18 protein-coding genes are annotated in these 19,487 nt (G+C 56.5%); 3 read left to right on the top strand and 15 right to left on the bottom strand.

Annotated elements, in window-relative coordinates:
• From BXY66_RS18535 to BXY66_RS18525, 3 genes are read right to left on the bottom strand one after another with little or no spacing between them, the layout of a single operon-like run.
• The gene (locus tag BXY66_RS18535) at positions 1–801 is read right to left on the bottom strand and encodes an SDR family NAD(P)-dependent oxidoreductase (protein ID WP_132861904.1); all 801 of its coding nucleotides are present in this window, start codon (positions 799–801) and stop codon (positions 1–3) included.
• Positions 798–1,157 carry a cupin domain-containing protein gene (locus BXY66_RS18530; RefSeq protein ID WP_132861903.1) on the bottom strand — a complete coding sequence of 120 codons (360 nt, stop codon included), beginning with the start codon at positions 1,155–1,157 and terminating at the stop codon, positions 798–800. The genes BXY66_RS18535 and BXY66_RS18530 overlap by 4 nt, the downstream gene beginning before the upstream one ends.
• A gap of 58 nt (positions 1,158–1,215) precedes the next feature.
• A complete protein-coding gene (locus BXY66_RS18525) occupies positions 1,216–2,052 on the bottom strand; it encodes a cyclase family protein (RefSeq protein WP_165929246.1) in 837 nt (278 codons plus the stop codon).
• 215 nt (positions 2,053–2,267) lie between these two features.
• On the opposite strand from BXY66_RS18525, the gene BXY66_RS18520 reads away from it, so the two are divergent.
• Positions 2,268–3,023, top strand: a complete 756-nt coding sequence (locus BXY66_RS18520) for an IclR family transcriptional regulator (RefSeq protein WP_132861902.1) — start codon at positions 2,268–2,270, stop codon at positions 3,021–3,023.
• Between the two features lie 36 nt (positions 3,024–3,059).
• On the opposite strand, the gene BXY66_RS18515 is transcribed toward BXY66_RS18520, so the two are convergent.
• The 8 genes from BXY66_RS18515 to BXY66_RS18480 all read right to left on the bottom strand — a co-directional run bounded on the left by BXY66_RS18515 (position 3,060) and on the right by BXY66_RS18480 (position 11,671).
• Positions 3,060–4,100 carry an ABC transporter ATP-binding protein gene (locus BXY66_RS18515; protein WP_132861901.1) on the bottom strand — a complete coding sequence of 347 codons (1,041 nt, stop codon included), beginning with the start codon at positions 4,098–4,100 and terminating at the stop codon, positions 3,060–3,062.
• On the bottom strand, positions 4,088–5,500 hold the full coding sequence (locus BXY66_RS18510; protein WP_132861900.1) for a mannitol dehydrogenase family protein: 1,413 nt from the start codon (positions 5,498–5,500) through the stop codon (positions 4,088–4,090). The genes BXY66_RS18515 and BXY66_RS18510 overlap by 13 nt, the downstream gene beginning before the upstream one ends.
• Positions 5,497–6,393, bottom strand: a complete 897-nt coding sequence (locus tag BXY66_RS18505) for a helix-turn-helix domain-containing protein (protein ID WP_132861899.1) — start codon at positions 6,391–6,393, stop codon at positions 5,497–5,499. Before BXY66_RS18505 ends, BXY66_RS18510 begins: the two co-directional genes overlap by 4 nt.
• A 4-nt stretch (positions 6,394–6,397) precedes the next feature.
• The gene (locus tag BXY66_RS18500; protein WP_132861898.1) at positions 6,398–7,171 is read right to left on the bottom strand and encodes an SDR family oxidoreductase; all 774 of its coding nucleotides are present in this window, start codon (positions 7,169–7,171) and stop codon (positions 6,398–6,400) included.
• A complete protein-coding gene (locus BXY66_RS18495) occupies positions 7,168–8,004 on the bottom strand; it encodes a carbohydrate ABC transporter permease (protein WP_132861897.1) in 837 nt (278 codons plus the stop codon). Before BXY66_RS18495 ends, BXY66_RS18500 begins: the two co-directional genes overlap by 4 nt.
• A gap of 12 nt (positions 8,005–8,016) precedes the next feature.
• Positions 8,017–8,958, bottom strand: coding sequence for a carbohydrate ABC transporter permease (locus tag BXY66_RS18490; RefSeq protein ID WP_132861896.1), 942 nt, complete (start codon positions 8,956–8,958; stop codon positions 8,017–8,019).
• A gap of 121 nt (positions 8,959–9,079) precedes the next feature.
• The gene (locus BXY66_RS18485; RefSeq protein WP_132861895.1) at positions 9,080–10,363 is read right to left on the bottom strand and encodes an ABC transporter substrate-binding protein; all 1,284 of its coding nucleotides are present in this window, start codon (positions 10,361–10,363) and stop codon (positions 9,080–9,082) included.
• 357 nt (positions 10,364–10,720) lie between these two features.
• Positions 10,721–11,671, bottom strand: a complete 951-nt coding sequence (locus BXY66_RS18480; RefSeq protein WP_165929245.1) for a hypothetical protein — start codon at positions 11,669–11,671, stop codon at positions 10,721–10,723.
• Positions 11,672–11,927: 256 nt separating this feature from the next.
• On the opposite strand from BXY66_RS18480, the gene BXY66_RS18475 reads away from it, so the two are divergent.
• Positions 11,928–13,850 (top strand): DUF3604 domain-containing protein, encoded by a 1,923-nt coding sequence (locus BXY66_RS18475; RefSeq protein WP_132861893.1) that lies wholly within the window; start codon positions 11,928–11,930, stop codon positions 13,848–13,850.
• Between the two features lie 67 nt (positions 13,851–13,917).
• Here the strand turns inward: BXY66_RS18475 and BXY66_RS18470 are convergent, their stop codons facing one another.
• Both BXY66_RS18470 and BXY66_RS18465 read right to left on the bottom strand, forming a co-directional pair.
• Positions 13,918–14,928 (bottom strand): HupE/UreJ family protein, encoded by a 1,011-nt coding sequence (locus BXY66_RS18470; protein WP_132861892.1) that lies wholly within the window; start codon positions 14,926–14,928, stop codon positions 13,918–13,920.
• Complete coding sequence (locus tag BXY66_RS18465) at positions 14,925–15,776, bottom strand: peptidyl-prolyl cis-trans isomerase (RefSeq protein ID WP_132861891.1); 852 nt, start codon at positions 15,774–15,776, stop codon at positions 14,925–14,927. The genes BXY66_RS18470 and BXY66_RS18465 overlap by 4 nt, the downstream gene beginning before the upstream one ends.
• Before the next feature lie 184 nt (positions 15,777–15,960).
• On the opposite strand from BXY66_RS18465, the gene BXY66_RS18460 reads away from it, so the two are divergent.
• Complete coding sequence (locus BXY66_RS18460) at positions 15,961–16,557, top strand: TetR/AcrR family transcriptional regulator (RefSeq protein ID WP_165929244.1); 597 nt, start codon at positions 15,961–15,963, stop codon at positions 16,555–16,557.
• Between the two features lie 32 nt (positions 16,558–16,589).
• Here the strand turns inward: BXY66_RS18460 and BXY66_RS18455 are convergent, their stop codons facing one another.
• Both BXY66_RS18455 and BXY66_RS18450 read right to left on the bottom strand, forming a co-directional pair.
• Entirely contained in the window at positions 16,590–17,750 is a 1,161-nt protein-coding gene (locus tag BXY66_RS18455; RefSeq protein WP_132861889.1) for a 2Fe-2S iron-sulfur cluster-binding protein, read from the bottom strand.
• A 2-nt stretch (positions 17,751–17,752) separates the two neighbouring features.
• A complete protein-coding gene (locus BXY66_RS18450) occupies positions 17,753–19,267 on the bottom strand; it encodes a phytoene desaturase family protein (RefSeq protein ID WP_132861888.1) in 1,515 nt (504 codons plus the stop codon).
• Between the last annotated feature and the right edge of the window lie 220 nt (positions 19,268–19,487).

Genomic DNA, 19,487 nt, shown 5'->3' with positions numbered 1-19,487 from the left:
TCAGCCCGCCGTGTAGCCGCCGTCGGCATAAAGGATATGCCCTGTGTAGAAATCGGATGCCTTGGAGGCGAGGAACAGGAGTGGGCCAGCCAGATCCTCGGGTTCGCCAAGGCGGCCTTTGGGCACACGCGCGAGGAAGCCGTTGCGGACCTTTGTTGCCTCGTCGGTGTCTTCGTACATCCAGGCGGTAAGCGGTGACCGGAATACGGTGGGCGCGATGGCATTAACGGTGATGCCCGTCGGGCCGAGTTCGCAGCCCAGTGCCTTTGTGATGCCATCCACTGCGGCTTTAGATGCGCAGTAAGCTGTATAGCCAGCAGGGTGTCCCAGAAGACCGCGTGCCGAGGAAACCAGAACAATTTTCCCGCCGTTGCCCTGCGCTTTCATCTGTCCGGCGGCCGAACGCGCCAGAAGCCAGGATTGCGTGACATTTGCGTCCATCACACCTGTGAAGGTTTCCGGCGCCATGTCGTTGATCAAGGCAACCTTGTTCATACCGGATGCGACAACAAGAATGTCGAGTTGGCCGAAAGCCCGGACTGCCTCCTGCACGAGTGTTTCGCAGGCGGCTTCGTCGCTGGGCCGGACGTTCAGGGCGACAACATCCGCGCCCATTTCACGGCACTCTGCAGTGATATCATCCAGCGCGGACTGGTTGCCTGCGGCAAGAACCAGTTTGCAGCCGGCGCCGGCGAGAATGCGGGCTGCGACCATGCCGAATGCTCCTGAGGCACCGGTGATCAGGGCAACCTGGCCATCAACGTTGAACATGGAGAGAGGGTCGGCCATCACGGTCATCATTTGGTCTCCGGTTGAGCTGCGGGCGGGTAGGGGATCACAACGAGCATCTTGCAGATGTCGTTGCGGCGGTTTTCGATCGTACGCACTTCATCGGGCGGGATTGTGCAGCTGTCGTATTGGCCGAGCACGGTTTCCTGACCTTCGATGATCACGGTCATTTCGCCTTCAAGGACCACATAGACTTTTTCAAAGGGAGTGCTGTCCGGTCCCGCGCCGCCGCCCGGTAGAAACTGGCTGAAGCCAATCCACTGGTTTTGAGGCCCGTTTTCCTCAAAACCCTGAAGGCGTAGGCCATGGCAGCCGAAATGGTTCGGGGCGTCGTATGCTTGCGCATCCTGAAAGCGTTTGACGTGCATTTTGCCTGTCCTTGGAAAAGAGGCCGCCACCGTTGGCGGCGGCCAGTCGGGGTGGAAATCAGAAGTTTTCGCCTGCTTCGATGCGATACTGCTGTCCTTTGTCGATCATCGCCACGAGGCGGATGATGCAGCCGTCGCCGCGATCCCAGTTCCATGGGAAAAAGGCGAATGTGCAGCGCTTGCCGGTGACAGCGTCCAGATCGCCGCCAACGTTTTCGATGCCGAGAATGCCGTTGTTGAACAGGACGTTGTGCACCGGCTCCCATTCCGGAAAATCGTCTTTCCAGTCACGGCCACCGGACCATTCGAAATACTCCTGCTCAAGGTGGGGCATGATCGGGCCGTTGCGCTGTGGGCCGATGGCGGTGGCAAGCGGGTGGTCATTGGCCTGCGTGTCGTGGCCGACGACCTTGATACCTTTTTCGACCATCCACTCTCCCGCGGATTTCACGAGACCGGGGCAGTAGGCGAAATAATCTCCGTCTTCGTACTCCTTGTGCCAACCCGTGTTGATGATCAGCACGTCGCCGGGGCGAATGGCGTGACCGCAGGCCTTTTCCAGATCGTCTGCCGTTATGGGTTCCCATTTTTTCTTCGGGATGCTCACCACGATGCCGGAGCCAAAGAAATGGGGCAAAGGTACTTCGTCGATGAACGGTGTGCCCTGCACGACGTGGGCCGGCGCGTCGATGTGCGTCGTCACGTGCATGGTGGTTGTGATCGTCTGGGACAACACGCCGGATTTGGCCATGTAGTGCTTCCGGTCGATCTGTACGTCTTTGAAGTAAGGCCAGTTCGGGCATTGGAAACCGAAGCGATGGCTCAGGTTGTAGAACTCGATTCCCATGTCGTTGTCAGTGTTCGCCTGGAACTCGATGCCGCGGATTTCAACCATCAGGCATATCTCCTCTGTTCGCCGAAGGGACGGCGTTTCGTTGTTCAAATTGTCAGGGTGGCTCCTCCCACCTGTCCCGCTTAGTGATGCAGATGCATCGCAATGCGGTCAACAAAAAAGTTCACAATGCGGTTGACATGACCCGTATTGCGGTACAGTAATTTGACAGCCGGCGGACAAAAGTGTCGCCGATTTTGACCTGGAGAAGAATTTAAATGACTGAATTAGATGAGAAAAATCAAAAATCTGGAATTCAGGTCATTTCTCGGGCAGCGGCAATCATGCGCGCTTTGAAAGATACGCAAATGGGGTTGAGCCTCGGGCAGATCGCATCGCGGGTCGATTTGCCCCGCTCTACGGTGCAGAGAATCACCAGCGCTTTGATTGAGGAAAACCTGGTGATCAGCGCGCCGCAGGGACGGGGGCTCGTGCTCGGACCGGAGCTTGCGGCTTTGGCGGGGGCTGCGCAGTACAACATCGTGGAGCATTGTCGCTTGTTGTTGACCGAATTGACCCACAAGACGGGCGAGACAACGGACCTTGCGGTTATGCGCGGCATCGGCATGGTGTTTCTGGATCAGGTGCCCGGCACCCATCGTCTCACCACGATTTCTCAAGTCGGGGAAGTCTTTCCGCTAACCACAACGGCAAACGGTAAAGCCTGCCTCGCGGCACTAGAAGAGGGTGAAGCTCTCAAATTGGCCCGCAACGAATGGGATCGAAACGCCGCCAAAGCCGACGAGACGGCCTTTCTGCAGGAGTTGCATGGGGTGAGACAAACGGGGCTGGCTTATGACATGGACGAACACTCGTCGGGAGTCTCCGCGGTTGGCTTTGCATTCTCGGATTGGTCGGGCGACCTGCACGCCATTTCCGTGCCGGTGCCTTCGTCAAGATTTGCCGAACACCGGGATGTAATCGAACAAGCCCTCTTGGAAACGTCGGCAAATATTCAAGCGACCTTCGACTGAGATGTTCGGAGAGCAGGGGGCAAAGAGCCCCCTTTTTTAACGGCCTTTAGACTGTCCGCTGGCCTTGTCGAAAAAATGGACCCGCCCGACGTCGGCCGTTAGCGGGAGGTATTCCCCTTTTTGGGCGGTGGGGGGCGTTTCCGATTTGGCGATGAATTCGGTGCCGTCGTCTGCGATCAGATGAATAAGGACGTGTTCCCCCAAGTGTTCAAGCAGTTCGAGTTTGGCCGAAATAACGGCTTCGGACGGGTCACAGATGCGGAAATGTTCGGGACGGATGCCGATGATTGTGTCGTTGTCAGAGCCTTTTTTCACCTCCGATGAGGCGGTGTCGGCCAAGACAGAGGGGGCAAAGAAGTTCATCTTCGGGCTGCCAATGAACTGCGCGACAAAGGTATTAACCGGATTCTCGTAGAGGGTAATCGGGCTGCCAATCTGTTCTACGCGTCCATCGCGCAGCACAACGATTTTGTCCGCAAGCGTCATGGCTTCGACCTGATCGTGGGTCACGTAAATCATGGTCGCGCCGAGTCGCTCGTGCAAACGAGCGATTTCAAGGCGGGTTTGAACGCGTAAGGCGGCATCAAGGTTTGATAGGGGCTCGTCAAACAGGAATACCTCGGGTTCGCGCACAATCGCGCGCCCGATGGCGACGCGTTGACGCTGGCCGCCAGACAGGGCCTTTGGCGTGCGGTCGAGATAGTCGGTGATGTGCAGGACCTCGGCGGCCTGGCGCACGCGGCGGTCGATTTCGTCTTCCGGAGTTTTTGCCTGCCGCAATCCAAAAGCCATGTTTTTGTAAACATCCATGTGCGGATAGAGCGCGTAAGTCTGGAACACCATGGCAACGCCGCGCTTGGCTGGGGCAACGTCGTTGACCACTTCCTCGCCAATGGCGACTGTGCCGCTTGTGATCTCTTCGAGGCCTGCGATCATGCGAAGCAAAGTGGATTTGCCACAGCCGGAAGGGCCCACAAACACGACAAATTCTCCGTCGGCAATATCGAGGTCGATGCCGTGCATCACTTGAACATCGCCGTAGGATTTTGTGACGCCACGGACGGTTAGACTGGCCATTGTTCTTCGATCCTTTTGATGGCCGAGACAATCCCCGGCACAAAGTCTGAGTAAAGGGCGGGCAGGTCGCCCCAAAGGGCGGACGTAATGGCGAAAACTTCTTCCTGACCTTCTGAGAGAAGCGGTTTCAGGTTTTCCCAATATGGTTCGTGATAAGGGATTGGCATTGTGCCTGAGAGACTGCGGCGTGCGAAAACATACCAGCTTGCGACGCAATCAAAGCCATAGGTCGGTAAAATACCCTGCGACAGGCAAGACGCCAGCGTCGGGCGGATATAGATCGGCATCTTTGACCAGCCGTCCATACAAATGCGTTCCAATTGGTCTGAAATTGCAATGTTGCCAAAGCGGGCGGCGACTTCGCGGGTGTAGGCTTCCTTGTCAAAGGGCAGGTCGAGTGTCAGCCCTGGCAGGATATTCTCAAACTCCCAGCCTTCGAAATGCGGAAGCAGCGAAGGGTCGTGCATTGCGGCATCAAACGTTGTGTGCCCTGCGAGCGCGCCAAGATAGCAAAGACCGGAATGACCGCCGTTAAGGATGCGAATTTTGGCCTCCTCAAAGGGGTCGACATCCGCAACGACCTCTACCCCTGCGCGGGGCAGGTCTGGCATCGGACCTGCGAAGTTGTCTTCGAGAACCCATTGGATGAACGCCTCACCGCTGACCGGGGAAGAGGCGTGGTCGGGGAAGTGTTTGGCGACCTCGGCCGCGAGATGGGCCGCAGCACGTGGAGTGATGCGGTCGACCATAGAATTCGGAAAGCTGGCGTTGGCTTGGACCCAGTTGGCGAGGTCGGCGCGGTCAGTCGCGAAGAGGTAACTTAGGAGGCTACGCTGCAACATCCGTCCGTTGCCGCGAATGTTGTCGCAGCACATAATCGTTATGGGCTGACCGTTGCCACTGGCACGCCTTTGCAGAGCATTGGCGAGGAAACCGTAGACGGATTTTGGATTGCCACCGTTGATCTCGGCCGCAATCACCGGATCGGACAGGTTCAGGACCTCATTGGCATCATCGAGGTAATAGCCGCTTTCGGTCACGGTAATGGTGACCGCATGCACCGACGGGAGATCCAACAGGTTCTCTGCTGCCTCCGCGTTCTTTGACCAGTCTGCGGCGCCAATGTGGGCGCGGACCAGTTGAAAGGTAACTTGGCCTTCGGGCGATGTGGTTTTCAGCACATAGCCGTCACCGCCTTGTTGCATGGTTGCGAAGGCTCCTGCCTCGGAAGCGCGGAGGTTGACGGGCACAATGCCCCAGCGCAGGTCTCCTGTTTCCTGCATGTATGCGTCTACAAAAACGGCCTGATGAGCCCGGTGAAAAGCGCCATACCCGAGATGCACGATACCGGGTTGGCATGCGGAGATGTCGTATGTGCTGCGCGAGAGAGTCGGCGTCATGAGTCGACCCTTTCCTTGCGGACAAGTTCCGCACGTGCGGTTTCGCGGTACTCGGTCGGGGTCATTCCCTTCATCTTAAGGAAATGACGGTTGAAGTTGGCGAGGTTCTGAAAGCCGACATCGTAGCAGATCGTCGAGACCTGATCGTCAGTGGCATAGAGCATCGAGCAGGCGTGGCCGATACGAATGCGGTTCACAAACTCTACAAAGCGGTTACCAGTGACTTTCTGGAAGTTTCGCGAGAAGGCAGCCACGCTCATATTGGCCATGTCGGCGGCTTGATCGAGCGAGATGTCTTCAGTGAAGTTCTGGACGATGTGGTCGACAACATTGCCAATGCGGGCCTGTTTGCTGTTGCCTTCCGGTTGGGTCACGCTTGCGACCGAAAGGACTTTTTTCTCGGCGTGCTCGTTTACCCGAACGAGGAAGCGGATGAAGGCGGCGATGCGTTCGGCGCCACGTGTATTGCGGATGCGCTCAAAGTGGCCGCGCGCAAATGTCGGGTCAAACCCGACAAATTCAATTCCTGATTTGGCCGCGTCCCACATGGCGTTCATTTCGTTGAACTCCGGGAAAGCCTGTGTGAGGGTTTTGACGTTTTCGGGATGGAACTGCACGAGCATGTCGCGGATTTCCACAGGCTCGGGACTGGTGATTTCATCGGTCACCCAATTGTGCGGTAGATTGGGGCCCGTCAAAAAAAGCGCGCCGGGTTTGAAATCGCCAATGTAGTCGCCGACAAAAGCCTTGCCCCGTGTGGCCGTGATCAGATGCAGTTCATATTCCTCGTGGCTGTGCCAGCGGCACAGGTCAGTCGGCCAGCCATGTTCCAGATACCGGATGGTTTCGGTGGCGCGATCGACGTATTCGTATTCTGGCAGGATGATTGACATGGGCTCACATCCTAAGAACGTTGCCGCCATCGACGCTGAGCGTCTGTGCGGTCATATATTGCGATTGATCCGAGGCCAGGAAGACGGCGACGCGGGCGATCTCGTAGGGTTTGCCCATATAGCCGAGCGGAACAGCCTCGCCGACCTCTCGCTTTTTCTGGCCTTTGGCTTTGTTTTCATACTTTGCAAAAAGGCCGTCGACGTGCTCCCACATCGGGGTGTCGATCACCCCGGGGCTTATTGCGTTGACGCGAATTTTGTGTTCGGCGAGCGCCAGTGCCGCGGACTGGGTGTAGCTTATGACCGCGGCCTTTGAGGCGCAGTAGTGGGCAACAAGCGCTTCACCCCGATGGCCTGCCTGACTTGCAAGGTTGATGATCGAGCCGGCCTTGCCAACTTTGACGAGTGTTTGGGCCACGCCCTGCATCACGCCATACATCGCGCGCACATTGAGGCTAAAAAGCCGGTCGTATTGCTCGAGATCAGCTTGAAGTATGCTTCCCATGTCGAAGACGGCAGCATTGTTGAAAAGCACATCAGGGCACTCTTCGGCGATCCATTTCTGACAGGCGGCAAGGCCAAGGTCGGACATAAGGTCGAGCGCGCGATGGTCTGCGTCGGCCTCGCCCATGTAGCTGTCGGAGACATCCGTCGTCATGACCCGCGCTCCGAGCGCGGCGAAATGATCTGCGGCGGCAGACCCGATGCCTCCGTTGGCGCCGGTGACAAGGCAGGTTTTGCCTTTCAGACTGGTGGGGGCTGCATCCTGCGGGATCATTTGACGGCTCCGAATGTCAGACCCTGGACCAGCTGTTTCTGGCAGAACCAACCAAGGACTACGATCGGGCCGACGGCAGCGGTCGACACTGCGGACAGGCGGCCAAAAAAGAGACCTTCGGGCGCTCGGTTGCCTTCGATGAGTTTAGAAAGGGTGGCGGCTTCTGTCGTCGTCAGGCGCACAGTCCAGTAGGCCTCGTTCCAGCAGAATATGAAGCAAAGAAGCGCTGTTGAGGCGACGCCCCCCCAAGCAAGTGGAACAAGGATATCCTTGATCTCGCCCCAGGTGCTGACGCCATCCATTTTGCCGGCTTCGATAATTTCCCGTGGGATTTCCTTGAAGTAGGTGAAGAGCATCCAGATCACGATCGGCAGATTGATCAGGCTCAGCACGAGGATGATCAGGAATTTGGTGTCGTAGATGCCGAGGAAGTTCTTGGTGAGGAAGGTCATCGGGTAAAGCACGGCAGCGGCGGGAAGCATCTTTGTGGAGAGCATCCATACCAGAATGTCCTTGGTAGCTTTGGAGGGATCAAAAGCCATGGCATAGGCTGCTGGTACACCCACAACGAGGGTCAGCGCGGTGGCAAAGGTCGAGGTGATGACCGAGTTGATGGCAAAGCGCCAGTAGTCGTAATTCTCGGTCATATTGAGGTAGTTTTCGAGCGTCGGCTTGAAAACGAATAGGTGTTCCGGCTTCACAGCATCGGCGTCGGTCTTGAAACTGGTGAACACCATCCAGAAGATCGGAAAGAAGAATACCAGAGCGACTGTCCAAGCGAGAACAGGCCAGAAGACTTTGCCGAATTTGGAAGATTGAGCGACGATTGCCATAGTGATTTTTCCTCAGTCCATCAGGCTCTTGCCGACCATTCGCAGCAGGAAGATTGCAACAATGTTGGCCAAGATGACGGCGATGATGCCGGTGGCGCTGGCTGCGCCGATGTTGTTGGTGGCGAATTCGCCGATCAGATAAGGCAGGTTTTTGTTGCCGTTTCCGCGGCTGACGATTTCGATTTCCGCATAAAGGCTCAGATGGAAGATCGCCTGGATCATCACGACGATCGCAATAGGACGCCCCAGATGCGGCAATGTGAGATTGCGGAACATGGACCAGGCATTGGCGCCGTCCAGAATGGCCGCTTCTTTCTGTTGCTGGTCTTCAGATTGAAGCGAAGTCATGAAAATAAGGACGGCGAACGGGGTCCATTGCCACGTGACCATGATGATCACTGCAATTGCAGATGTTTGCGTGGCGCGGAACGAGATTGGTTCGATCTCGGGCCATAACGAAAAGAAACCACCCAAGACAGGGAAGGACTTCAATCCTGCGATCATTTCATTGAGCCCGGCAACGGCGAGGCCGTTCAAACCGAGTACCGGATCGAGGATCATGTTGATCCACAAGACCGCGTTGACCGCTGGCATGACGAAAAAGGGCGAGATGAGCAGCACGCGCACGATGCCGCGACCGGGGAATGACCGGTTGATCAGAACCGCAATTGCAAGGCCAAGCACAACGGTCAGAATGATGACGGAACCGACGATCAGGACACTGTTCTGTACGGCGAACCAGAAGTCCTTGGCTTTGAACAGGACATATTCGTAATTTCCGAAGCCGCGCCAGTTGCTGAGGCTCGGCGTTGTCCATTCCGGACGTCGCAGGCTGTTCAGGACATAGCGAATGAATGAGAAGTAGAGCGTCATACCCAACGGCACCAGCATCCACATCAGCAGCAAAAGGACGGCTGGGGTCTGAAGCAGGCGGGGGAGTGTTCGTTTGGACATGAGGCTGGGGTAATCCGAAGGGGTTTGACCGATAGATCAGGGACCAAATTGACGGGAAAATCAGAGATGAGGGAGAAAGGCCCAACAGAGGGGTGTCAGGCCTTTCCCGGGGAGGAGGGGGTTAGTAGTAACCCGCCTCGGACATGATCGCGTCTGCTGCGGCCTGAGATGCTGCGAGAGCGTCATCAACAGACTTCGCACCGGACAGAGCTGCAGCCATTTCCTGTGCGACAGCGGAGCCGACTTCCGGGAATTCTGGGATCGCGGCGAACTGCACACCTACGTATGGTTTCAGGTCCGTTGCCTCTGGAGCTGCGCTTTCAATGGCCGCCATTTCGGCGCCGGCGAAGGCCGCTGCTGCCTTGAACTCAGGATAGGCGTATGTGGAGGCACGCGTACCGGTCGGCACAGAGCCCCAACCGAATTCAGGGTGCATTGCCACGGCTTTGATGTAGTCCTTGGAGGTTGCCCATTCGATGAACTTCTTGGCTTCATCAGAGTTCGGGGAACCGGCAGGAACCGCCATTGCCCAAGCCCAGAGCCAGTTTGCACCTACTGGGTTGCCCGCGTTCGGCGATTGAGCGTATGCCACACCGTCGACTTCGAGGAAGGAGGCCGCGATTGTGGCATCAATCCACATGCCGCATTTGCCTTCGTTGTAGAGCGCCAGGATTTCGTTGAAGGAGTTGCCTTCGGAGCCCGGAGGACCGTAGTTGCCGAGCAGATCAACATAGAAGTTGATGGCTGCGCGCCATTCGTCGGAGTCGATCGTCGGACGCATGTCCTTGTCAAACCACGCGCCGCCAAATGAGTTTACGACGGTCGTGATGAAGGCCATGTTGTCACCCCAGCCCGGCTTGCCGCGCAAGCAGGCGCCGTAGACACCGGCGTCAGGATTGTGGATTGCCATCGCGGCGGCCTTGATGTTGTCCCAGCTGTCGTTGTCGGCAATCGACACACCCGCTGCGTCTGTAAGGTCCTTGCGGTACATGACCATCGAGCTTTCGCCGTAGAACGGGGCGGCATAAAGAGTGCCTTCGTGGCTCAGGCCATTACGGATCGCGGGCAGCATGTCGTCGATGTCATACTCGGCACCGAACTCCAGAGGTTCGATCCAGCCGGCAGCACCCCAAATGGGCGCTTCCTGCATGCCGATGTTGATGATGTCATACTGGCCGCCACCGGTTGCGGTGTCCGATGTGACTTGCTCTCGCAGAACACCTTCTTCCAGCGAAACCCAGTTCAGCTTTACGCCGGTGTCTGCGGTGTACGCCTCGGCCACTTTCTGCATGTTGATCATGTGACCGTTGTTCACGATCGCGATAGTGAGTTCTTGTGCATGGGCGGTCAGCGCGCTGGCAGCGCACATAGACAGGCCCAGAAAGGTCGTCTTCAGTTTGTTCATAATTTCCTCCCAATCGTTGCCCGGATTTGGACAAGACCCTCTTAGGGTGGCGAAAGCTGACGCCGGGTCGCTAGTATGTTTTTACCATGCCTGTGTACTATTCTGCTAAAAATCGCGCTAAAAATCAAAATACGCAGGGTTTTTGTATCGATTACACGGTCTGCGATTCTTTGGGATCGTATGTTTTGTGCGGCTATCGTGGGGGCGGTAAAAGCTTTCACAAAGAGGGGCGGGCAGGCGCGATTCAAACGTCCTCTCAGGCCTGAAGTGTCGGAGGCATTGCCACGCAACTCGATGGGTAAAGTGCAGAAAACCCAGCTGAGAGCGCAGTTCTAGAGCCGTCGGAGGAGCAGGCGGTCAGTTACTGGAAACGGTGGTCAGAGCCAGAACGACTTCCAGGCCGAGGTCTTTGGTTTCGGTTTCATCCAGCATCAGGTTGAAGTGCAGGTTAACCAACGAGGCAAGTTCGCGGTCAACAACGACGGCGCGCGCAAGAGCGTCGCGAATTGCCACGGACGTTTCGGCGGCTCCGACCTCATGGTGAATGGCCATGGCCGCCACGAGCGTGCTGCGGGCCTGGGCTGGTAGCGCTTGAGGCGCGAGTTGTCGCTGTACGATCCACTCCACGGCTGCTGCTCCCTGATATTCCAGCAGCGCAAGTCCATATGCGCCGATCATTGGACCGTCGCTTTTGGCGTGAAGCCGGACGCCTTCTCGGAAAAAATCGGTCATCCCTTGTTGATCGCTTAGACCGAGCAACAGTACGCGGATCGGTTGGAGGTCCAGTTCGGTCAATATGTTCAGCCGGGATTGAAGTCGCGCCGCGTCGATCTGGAGCGACAGGGCACGGAAGGTCCCGTAATCCAGAAGATCCAGCTCTCGTAGGGCAAGGGTATTCAGGGCCGCATTGTCGTGTCCGAGCAAGGTCGAAAAGTAGGCGGCACGGCTTTCCAATTCTCCGTCGCGCCAGTCCGGCAGCCGTTGCATGATTTCGCGAAGAGCATCGTCCATGTCGCCATCTATGTAGGCGAGGCGTGTCCATTCGCCTGTCAGTGCGTTTTTGGCAAAGAGGACGCGGTCTTCGGGTTTGTTTGCGATACGCCGCCTTGTAGCGCTGTCCACAAGATGGGGAATTTCGTCCATTAAAACTTCGCCGCGAAGAACCTCAACAGGGGTGAACCGGAAAAGATTTTGCGGGGATGGGCGAGCCAGAACGATGTCGCTGCTGTCGATCAGTTTTTCAACAAGTGTGGGAACTGGAGTGTAGCCGTGAAAAGCGCAAGGCAGCGCTGGAGTCGCCAGCAGCAAGGTCGCTAAACATATGGATTTTGCGAGGTTTTTCATGTGTCGCCCAAATCAATCCAATTCTTTTAACAGCCGTACTCACCCTAACCTGAAACGAGAACGGTCGCTGAAAGTCCAGTGCACTATGGGCCAAATACGTTCACGGTGCGAGGCGGGATGAGAGAAAATTTTTCCCTGACACCAGCAATTTACGTGGTAGGGTTCCGAGGTGCGGCCATGTTGGTCGGTATTGAGAGATTTGTTTTTTGGGAGACGGATTATGAAAAGACTGAGCGCTTTGTTGCTGTGTTCGTCCATTTTGGCGACACCGGTTTGGGCCGATGGAGGCGCAGCCGATCCTGAACAGTTTGAAACCCTTTATCCGGGCAAAACCTACTCGCCTTACGCCAAACGCTCGTTCCCGAGCAACGTTTTTTGGGGTGATACCCACGTCCATACGGGTATGTCACTGGACGCTGGCTTGTTTGGTAACACGCTTGGGCCTGAGGATGCCTGGAAACTGGCCAAAGGCGAAGAAATCATTTCTTCAACGGGCTTGCCGGTCAAGCTGGGGCGGCCGCTCGATTGGATGGTTTTGACCGATCACACCGACCTGATGGGTTTTGCGATCGATCTTCAGAACGGTGCACCGAATGTTCTTGCCGAAGAGAAGGGACGCGAGTGGTACGCGGGGTTCCTTGAGGGTGGCGCCGCTGCGGGGGTTGCAGCCGTTGATTTGATCACGTCGTTCACTCAAGGCACACTTCCGGAGAGTTTCCTCACGTCTTACAGCACTGGCGCTCAAGCCTATGACCGCGTTTGGGAACGCATTGTTGATGCAGCAGAAGATGCCAACGAGCCGGGCCACTTCACGGCCTTCATCGGCTTTGAATGGACCTCTGTGCCAAAGGGTTTCAACCTGCACCGGAATGTCATGCTGCGCGATGGTGCCAATTCTGCGTTACAGGTGTCGCCGCCTGTGACACAGGCGCCTTTTGGCGACACCGATCCGTTCTACCTTTGGCAGTGGCTTGAAGATTACGAGGAGCGCACTGGCGGCACCGCGATGGCTTTTGCCCACAACGGCAACCTGTCAAACGGCTGGATGTTCCCGACCGAGGACACATATCATGGTGGCAAGGTGGACGAAGAATACGTCAAGTTGCGCGCCAAATGGGAGCCGCACTACGAGATCACCCAGATCAAGGGGGATGGTGAAGCGCACCCGTATCTGTCTCCGGATGACGAGTTTGCGGACTATGAGAACTGGGATGTTGGCAACCTCGACATCACCGAGTTGAAGACCGACGATATGTTGTCGCGGGAGTACGCGCGTGAGGCGCTGAAACAAGGCTTGCTTCTTGAGCAAAAGCTGGGCGTTAACCCATACAAATTCGGTATCGGCGCTGCGACTGACAGCCATACCGCGCTGGCCACAGCCGAAGAAGAAAACTTCTTTGGCAAGTCCACGTCCGTGGAGCCGAGTGCCACGCGCATGAACCACCCGTTCGTGAAGTCCGACCTTGGCGAAATTGAAGGCTATCGCCTTCTGGCGTCGGGCTATACCGGTGTGTGGGCCAAGAATAACACCCGGCGCGAAATCTTTGACGCGATGAAGCGAAAAGAAACCTATGCGACGACCGGTCCCCGCATGACCGTGCGTTTCTTCGGGGGCTGGGAGTTTGAGGACGACGATTTGCGCTCGCGCGCGCCAGCCTTTATCGGGTACGAGAAAGGCGCTCCGATGGGCGGTGACCTTGGAGCCCAAACGTCCGACGCGCCCAACTTCATGATCATTGCTTTGCGCGATCCGATCGGTGCCAATCTGGACCGTGTTCAGGTTGTCAAAGGCTGGCTTGAGGCCGATGGCACACTGCAAGAAAAGGTCTATGATGTTGCGTGGTCTGGTGATCGCGAACCGGACGCGAATGGAAAAGTGCCTGCGGTTGGCAACACCGTCGATCTTGAGGCGGCAACTTGGACCAACACAATCGGTGCTTCGGAGTTGACCGCAATCTGGACTGACCCGGATTTCGATCCTGCTGAGCGCGCGTTCTATTACGTGCGGGTTCTGGAAATTCCGACCCCGCGCTGGGTGGTATATGACAAGGTTCGCCTTGGTGCCGAAATCCCGGAAGGCGCAGAGCTTATCGGTCAGGAACGCGCCTACACGTCGCCGATCTGGTACACGCCAGAAGGCTGATTGGAGCCAACAACCCAAAAACAAAACGGCCGCGTTGAGCGGCCGTTTTCACGTTTGGGGTGATGTTTCAGAACCCCGATACCCTGTCTATGAACCAGTAGGCCGATACGCCGCCGATGGCGTAGACGCTCAGTATCCAAAGAGGTGTGCCGGGGCGTACCCACGCCACAGCCCATGGGACAAGGCGGCGCAGGATTGTTGCGGTGACCAGAACGGCGGCGACGAAGATCAGTTGGCCAATTTCGACCCCGAGGTTGAACGACAGAAGGGCGAGAGGAATGTCGGTTTGAGGCAAGCCGATGTCACGAAGTGCGCCTGCAAAACCAAAGCCATGTAGCAAACCGAAGGAGAAGGACACGGTCCACGGATAGCGTTCGGACAATCGCATGTCCTGCCCGCCTTTGTGGCGTAGTTCAGACGCGAGGAACATGATCGAAAGGGCAATAACGGCCTCAACCGGAGGCCCCGGGAGCGCGACCCATCCCAAAGTTGCAGCGGCCATCGTGATGGAGTGCGCAACTGTGAATGCAGTAATTGCCCCGACAAGCCGCCAGCGATCAGAGATGAGAAGCAGCAAAGCGAAAACAAACAGCAGATGGTCAAGGCCTTCCAGAATGTGGTCGACCCCGAGCGGAAGGTAGCTTCGGATCACGTCAAACGAAGACGGATCGACCGGCACCTCGAAAGAAGGCTCCAGAGGGGTCAGGCGCTGGGTGTAGACGGTGCCGTCCGGCCCGGGAAACCGTACAAGAACGTCGGTGTTCTGTGCTTCAAGCCCGCGGATCAGGATCTGTCCGCCGGAAAGACCTCCGGCGCAATTGGTCACCCAAGCCGATACCCAAGCTTGGCCGTCAGATGTGGGCGCGGGACCTTCGCGCGTTTCGCAATGTGCGGGCAGGACCGCAAAAATCTCCATCGGTGCGCTCTGCACGTCGGGTTTGCGCCAGAAAACCCGATAGCTGTCAGCGCCGACGAGGCGGATTTCTAGATAGCCCGGTTCCAGTGCGTGAGCGAAGGCCGAGTTCGGGATCAGCCATGTCAGGGCTATAAGCGCGAGAAAGATACGTTTCACGGTCATTGTGTGATTGCGTCCCGCGCGGCCTGATCCGGAAGGACGACATCGTAGCTTGCTCGGAGTTCCTTGAGGATTTCCTCAGTCAGTTCCTGTGCTTTGCCTTCCCGATAATCTGAGATCACGGCGTCCTGTACGGCTGCGAACTCAGGTAGTTCTCCTTGCACGAGTTCGGTGACAAACACGGCGTGATAGCCAAAGCCGGACTGTATGGGGCCGTGCCAGGTTCCAGTTGGGGCGGTCAGCACGGCGTCAAAAACACCGCGGCCGAACATACCGTCGACAGCAGGGCGCGTTGAAAGGCGAATTTCTGCGGGCAGCATGGAGCGTTGACCGATTGAAACAGGGTCAGCGCCGCTATTGAGCGCGGATAAGGCTTCATCGAAAGCTGCCTGATCCTGCTGTTCTGCAAGAAATACTTGCTGGAAAGCCAGTTTCGGCTCCGACGCATACTGCTCACTGTTTTCCTCAAAGTACCCACGCAGGTCGCTCTCCGATGGCGTGAGAGCGCCCGCAGCCGAGGTGATCAGAAAGGTCATTTTCTGGGCCAGCCTCTGCCGGATAACGGCATCATTCTGATCAAGGGAAAGAGACAGAGCTTCTTGAACGAGAATATGTTCACGCACCTTGCTGTCGATCAGAACGGTCAGCTCTTCATCGTTCGGTTGGCGGCGCCAAGTTGTTTGGAATTTTTGCGCCATCTGCGCCATTTCAGCTTCTGATATCTCGATGCGCTTGTCTGAAGTCTCTTCTTTCGCAGCCGGGTTCATCGCGTAAAAAACTACAAAAATTCCGGCGCCGATCAGCAGAAAGTGCAGGAGCGGTTCTTTGAGGAGTCGTGTGATAATGGTCATTTGGGACTTTGGATTGGTCGATGAGAAGTCCCTAAAACCTCAACACAGTCCGACCCATGGCGCAAGTGTCGAGAACGGTCGTTGTGGGGCTGCTTGCCCCAGCGTTTTGTCTGGCGCTCGAGGCCAATTCGCGTATTTACTCCGAACGTCGGAGCGGATTGCACCACGAGGAGGCTCTAACAAGTTGGCGGAAAAAACAGGCACATATCATCACGGCAATTTGTCGGCGGCACTTGTTGCGGCCGGAACGGCGTTTCTGCGTGAGCAGGGCGCAGAGAAACTCTCGTTGCGGGCTGTCGCAGAACGCGTCGGTGTAAGTCGGACCGCGCCATACGCACATTTTCCAGATAAGCGATCGTTGCTTCTTGCAATAAGTGCAGGGGGATTTCGGCAACTGGCCGAAGCGATGGAAAGCCGCCGCACGCCTGACCAGTCTCCGCGGGAACAGGTCCTCTTGTTTGGGGCTGCCTATGTTCAGTTCGCCCTGGATAATGCGAACCTTTACCGATTGATGCTGTCCACTATGACTCCTGGCGCTGATGAGGCAGCCGAGGTTTTTCACTCCGAGTTGAAGCGGGAAGCGACAAAGCCGTATGCCATTTTGAAGGCCGAATTTGAGCGCATGGTCAGTGACCCAAGTCGCGCCGAGGCCTTGTCGCAAGGGGCTTGGGGCATGGTTCACGGACTTGCTTCGCTCGTCGGCGAGGAGTTGATTGTACCGCCGGAAGATGGCGTTGAAGGAATCCTGCGTACTTTTATGAACGCGCAGCAGCGGGTGTGAGACTGCGCCGCCAGTAGGCGACGCAAGTTGGTTCAAATCAGGATTTCCACGTCAGTGGTCGCATAGGCTACGCAGGAGTGCACCCACCCAAACCGCCGATCGGACTGGCGCAACTTCGCTTCCGAAGGATTGAAAACCTCGCCAGAAAGAACTTTGATACGACAGAGGCTGCACTCACCAGAACGACAGGCATTCTCGATTTGGTAGCCGGCCTTCTCAAGGGCGTTTAGAAGTGGCTCGCCAGCTTTTGTTTCAAAGCTTCCGTGTCCTTTGACCGTGACTGTCACCGGATGCTCCGCTGAGAGGCCAACCGGCCATCCCGATCGAGATGTTGGATCAACCGGAGGGCCGTTTGCTTCTATGTGCAGGCGTTTGTCCGGGAACCCCATGTCCCGCAGCATGGCTGCACAGGCTTCGTTCATTGCCGGAGGTCCACAGAGGTAAACCGTTTTGCCAGACATGTCGCCGCACAACTCGGTCATAAATGCAGCATCTATGAAACCCGTCCGGCCTTTGAAGCCTTCCTGCGGTTCGGAAATCACGTTGGTAACCGTCAGAAAATCGTTGGCTTGCTGGAGCTCTTGAAGCTCCGTTTCAAAGATGATGTCGTCCGGGGACCGCGATCCGTAAATCAAGTGGAACTTGGCGCCTGTCTGACGTGCAGCGAGGTCGCGGATCATACTTATTGCGGGGGCAACTCCGGAGCCCCCCGCCAAAAACACCAAGTCCTTTCCATGATGGATCGGGTTTACAAAGAAAGATCCCATTGGGCCGGAAGAGGATATTTTCGCACCAATCTGAAGGCCTTCGACAAGCCAAGGGCTGACGAAGCCCCCGGGCAGTTTGCGAACTGTGATGTCGTAGTGGCTGCGGTCTTGGGGAGCGGAACTGATTGCAAAAGGCCGTGCGGTATCCACGCCGTTCACATTGACGAACACGTTCACATACTGGCCCGCCAAAAACGGCGGCAGATTGCCAGCGTCAGGCGTGAGACGTAGCGTTCGAGACGTGTCCGTCTCCGCGATCACATCAGAGACAGTGAGGGAAAGCCGTTTGGGGTGCAACGCGTTGATCCGATTTTTGACGGCGTCGCCTTCTCCGGCGAAGTCATGACCAGTGCGCGCCATGTCCTGCATGCGGGCGCGTGCGTCATCAAAACCGTCGATGACGGAGCGAATATCATTGGGAGCCATTGTTAACCTGCCTTCCTGTTCTGCTTGCGCAGGATAGAGCCGCCTACGGATGCGCCTGCTTGATAGGTGGGTTGGAACCCGCCCATGCCCGACCAGGAACCGGCGAGGCTAAGGCCATGGACAGGTTTGAACCTGTCGCGCACGGCGCCATGTTCCGCGATGTCCTGTGCGAAGCCGTAGATGGCACCACCGGGGGTGTTGAGGTAGCGCATCATGGTCATAGGTGTAGCTACCTCGATCTCTTCGATGTGGCCTCGAATATTCGGAATGACAGTTTCGGCTAAATCGATGAGTTTTTCTGCATAGGCGAACTTCGTGGCCGCATAGTCCTCTGGTTTTACGTGGTCCCAAGCCGAGCCGTATTGAAGGCACATCAATGCAACGACGGATTTTCCTTCAGGCGCCATCGACTTGTCACCGACCGTGTAACAGGTGAACAGGCAGCCTTTCGGTGCGCCTTCGAGTGTGAGCGCTTCTGCATGCTGGGCTTCATCGTCAATTGTATCAGCGATAAAGTTGGTGGCGACTTTCAGGCCCAGGTCCTCGGGTGTGCAATCCAGCCCCATATAGAGGACGAAGCCGGATGTTCCCATGCGGCGGGACTTAAAATCATTGCGAACCTCGCCTGCGAGTTCCGGGCGATCCAGAAGGTGATTGTAAGTTAGGATGGAACTGGCGTTGGAAATGACCTGATTGGTGGTGAAAACTTCGCCTGTTTCCGTTCGTACAGCCGCGACCGCGCCGTTTTCAGTCTGGATCTGCTCCGCGCCGCAATTGAAGCGCACCTCGCCACCGGCCTCAAGAAAGCTATCCAGCAGAGCGTTTGAAATCGCCTGAGAGCCGCCAACCACGTGCCAGGGTTTCATTGCGGCATAGGCATAAAGCATGACGCCAAGATCGGAAAAAGGCAGCTCCTTCAGAGGCAGGCCCATATACCCCCAATAGCCGCCAAGGACACCTTTAAGGACCGGATCGTCGAAGAATTCGTCGAGTACGTCTTTGGCACTTCGCAGGCCGTATTTCACAAAGTTGCGACAGTTCTTTTTGATCACCTCCGGGTCGCCGGTCGCCTTGGCGCGGGGAAAGGCCATATAGGCCTCAAGCGTCAATACTTCGCAAAGATCCATGAAAGGTTTCATTTTATGGGCTTCTTCAGGGAAAGCCTCCCTGAGAACCTCGACGATGCCGCTCACGCTGGCCGGTAAAGTGATGTCGATCACGCCGGGCACCGCGTACCGGTACAGGTGGTGTTCTTCGACATAGTCTACTTTGCCTTCAAGGCCCAAGCTGTTGAAGACGTGACGCAAGATCGAAGGTTCTTGTTCGGTACCCAGGCCGGAAAGCTGGTGCAGTGCGACTTCGAATTCATAGTCTCCGCGAACAAAAGATGTAGCGCATCCACCTGGTATGTTGTGGCGCTCCAGCAGCAATGTATGCATGCCGCCACGTTGCAGTGTAGTCGCTGCAGAAAGGCCGGCGTTGCCTGCGCCTATCACAATGGCATCGAAGTCTTTCAAGATTCGCCCTCCCTTGGTCAATCTTAGCAACGATAAGATCAGCTAAAAATCTTATCACTGTCAAGATTGTCTGAAAGGCCTTTGAAGGATGATAGTTTAATTATAATTCAATGGCTTAGATTGAGATTGGGCGCGCGGACGGAGGGAGGGTCCAGCTACGTCATCTACGGAAAATTGTCGCCAAACGGCAAAAAATTGGATCAACCTTGCGGCAATAGCC

Origin of the sequence: Shimia isoporae (assembly GCF_004346865.1) — a bacterium.
Classification (GTDB): Bacteria; Pseudomonadota; Alphaproteobacteria; order Rhodobacterales; family Rhodobacteraceae; genus Shimia; species Shimia isoporae.
The sequence above is the reverse complement of the archived record's forward strand: the minus strand, read 5'-3'. Positions and strand labels throughout refer to the sequence as shown.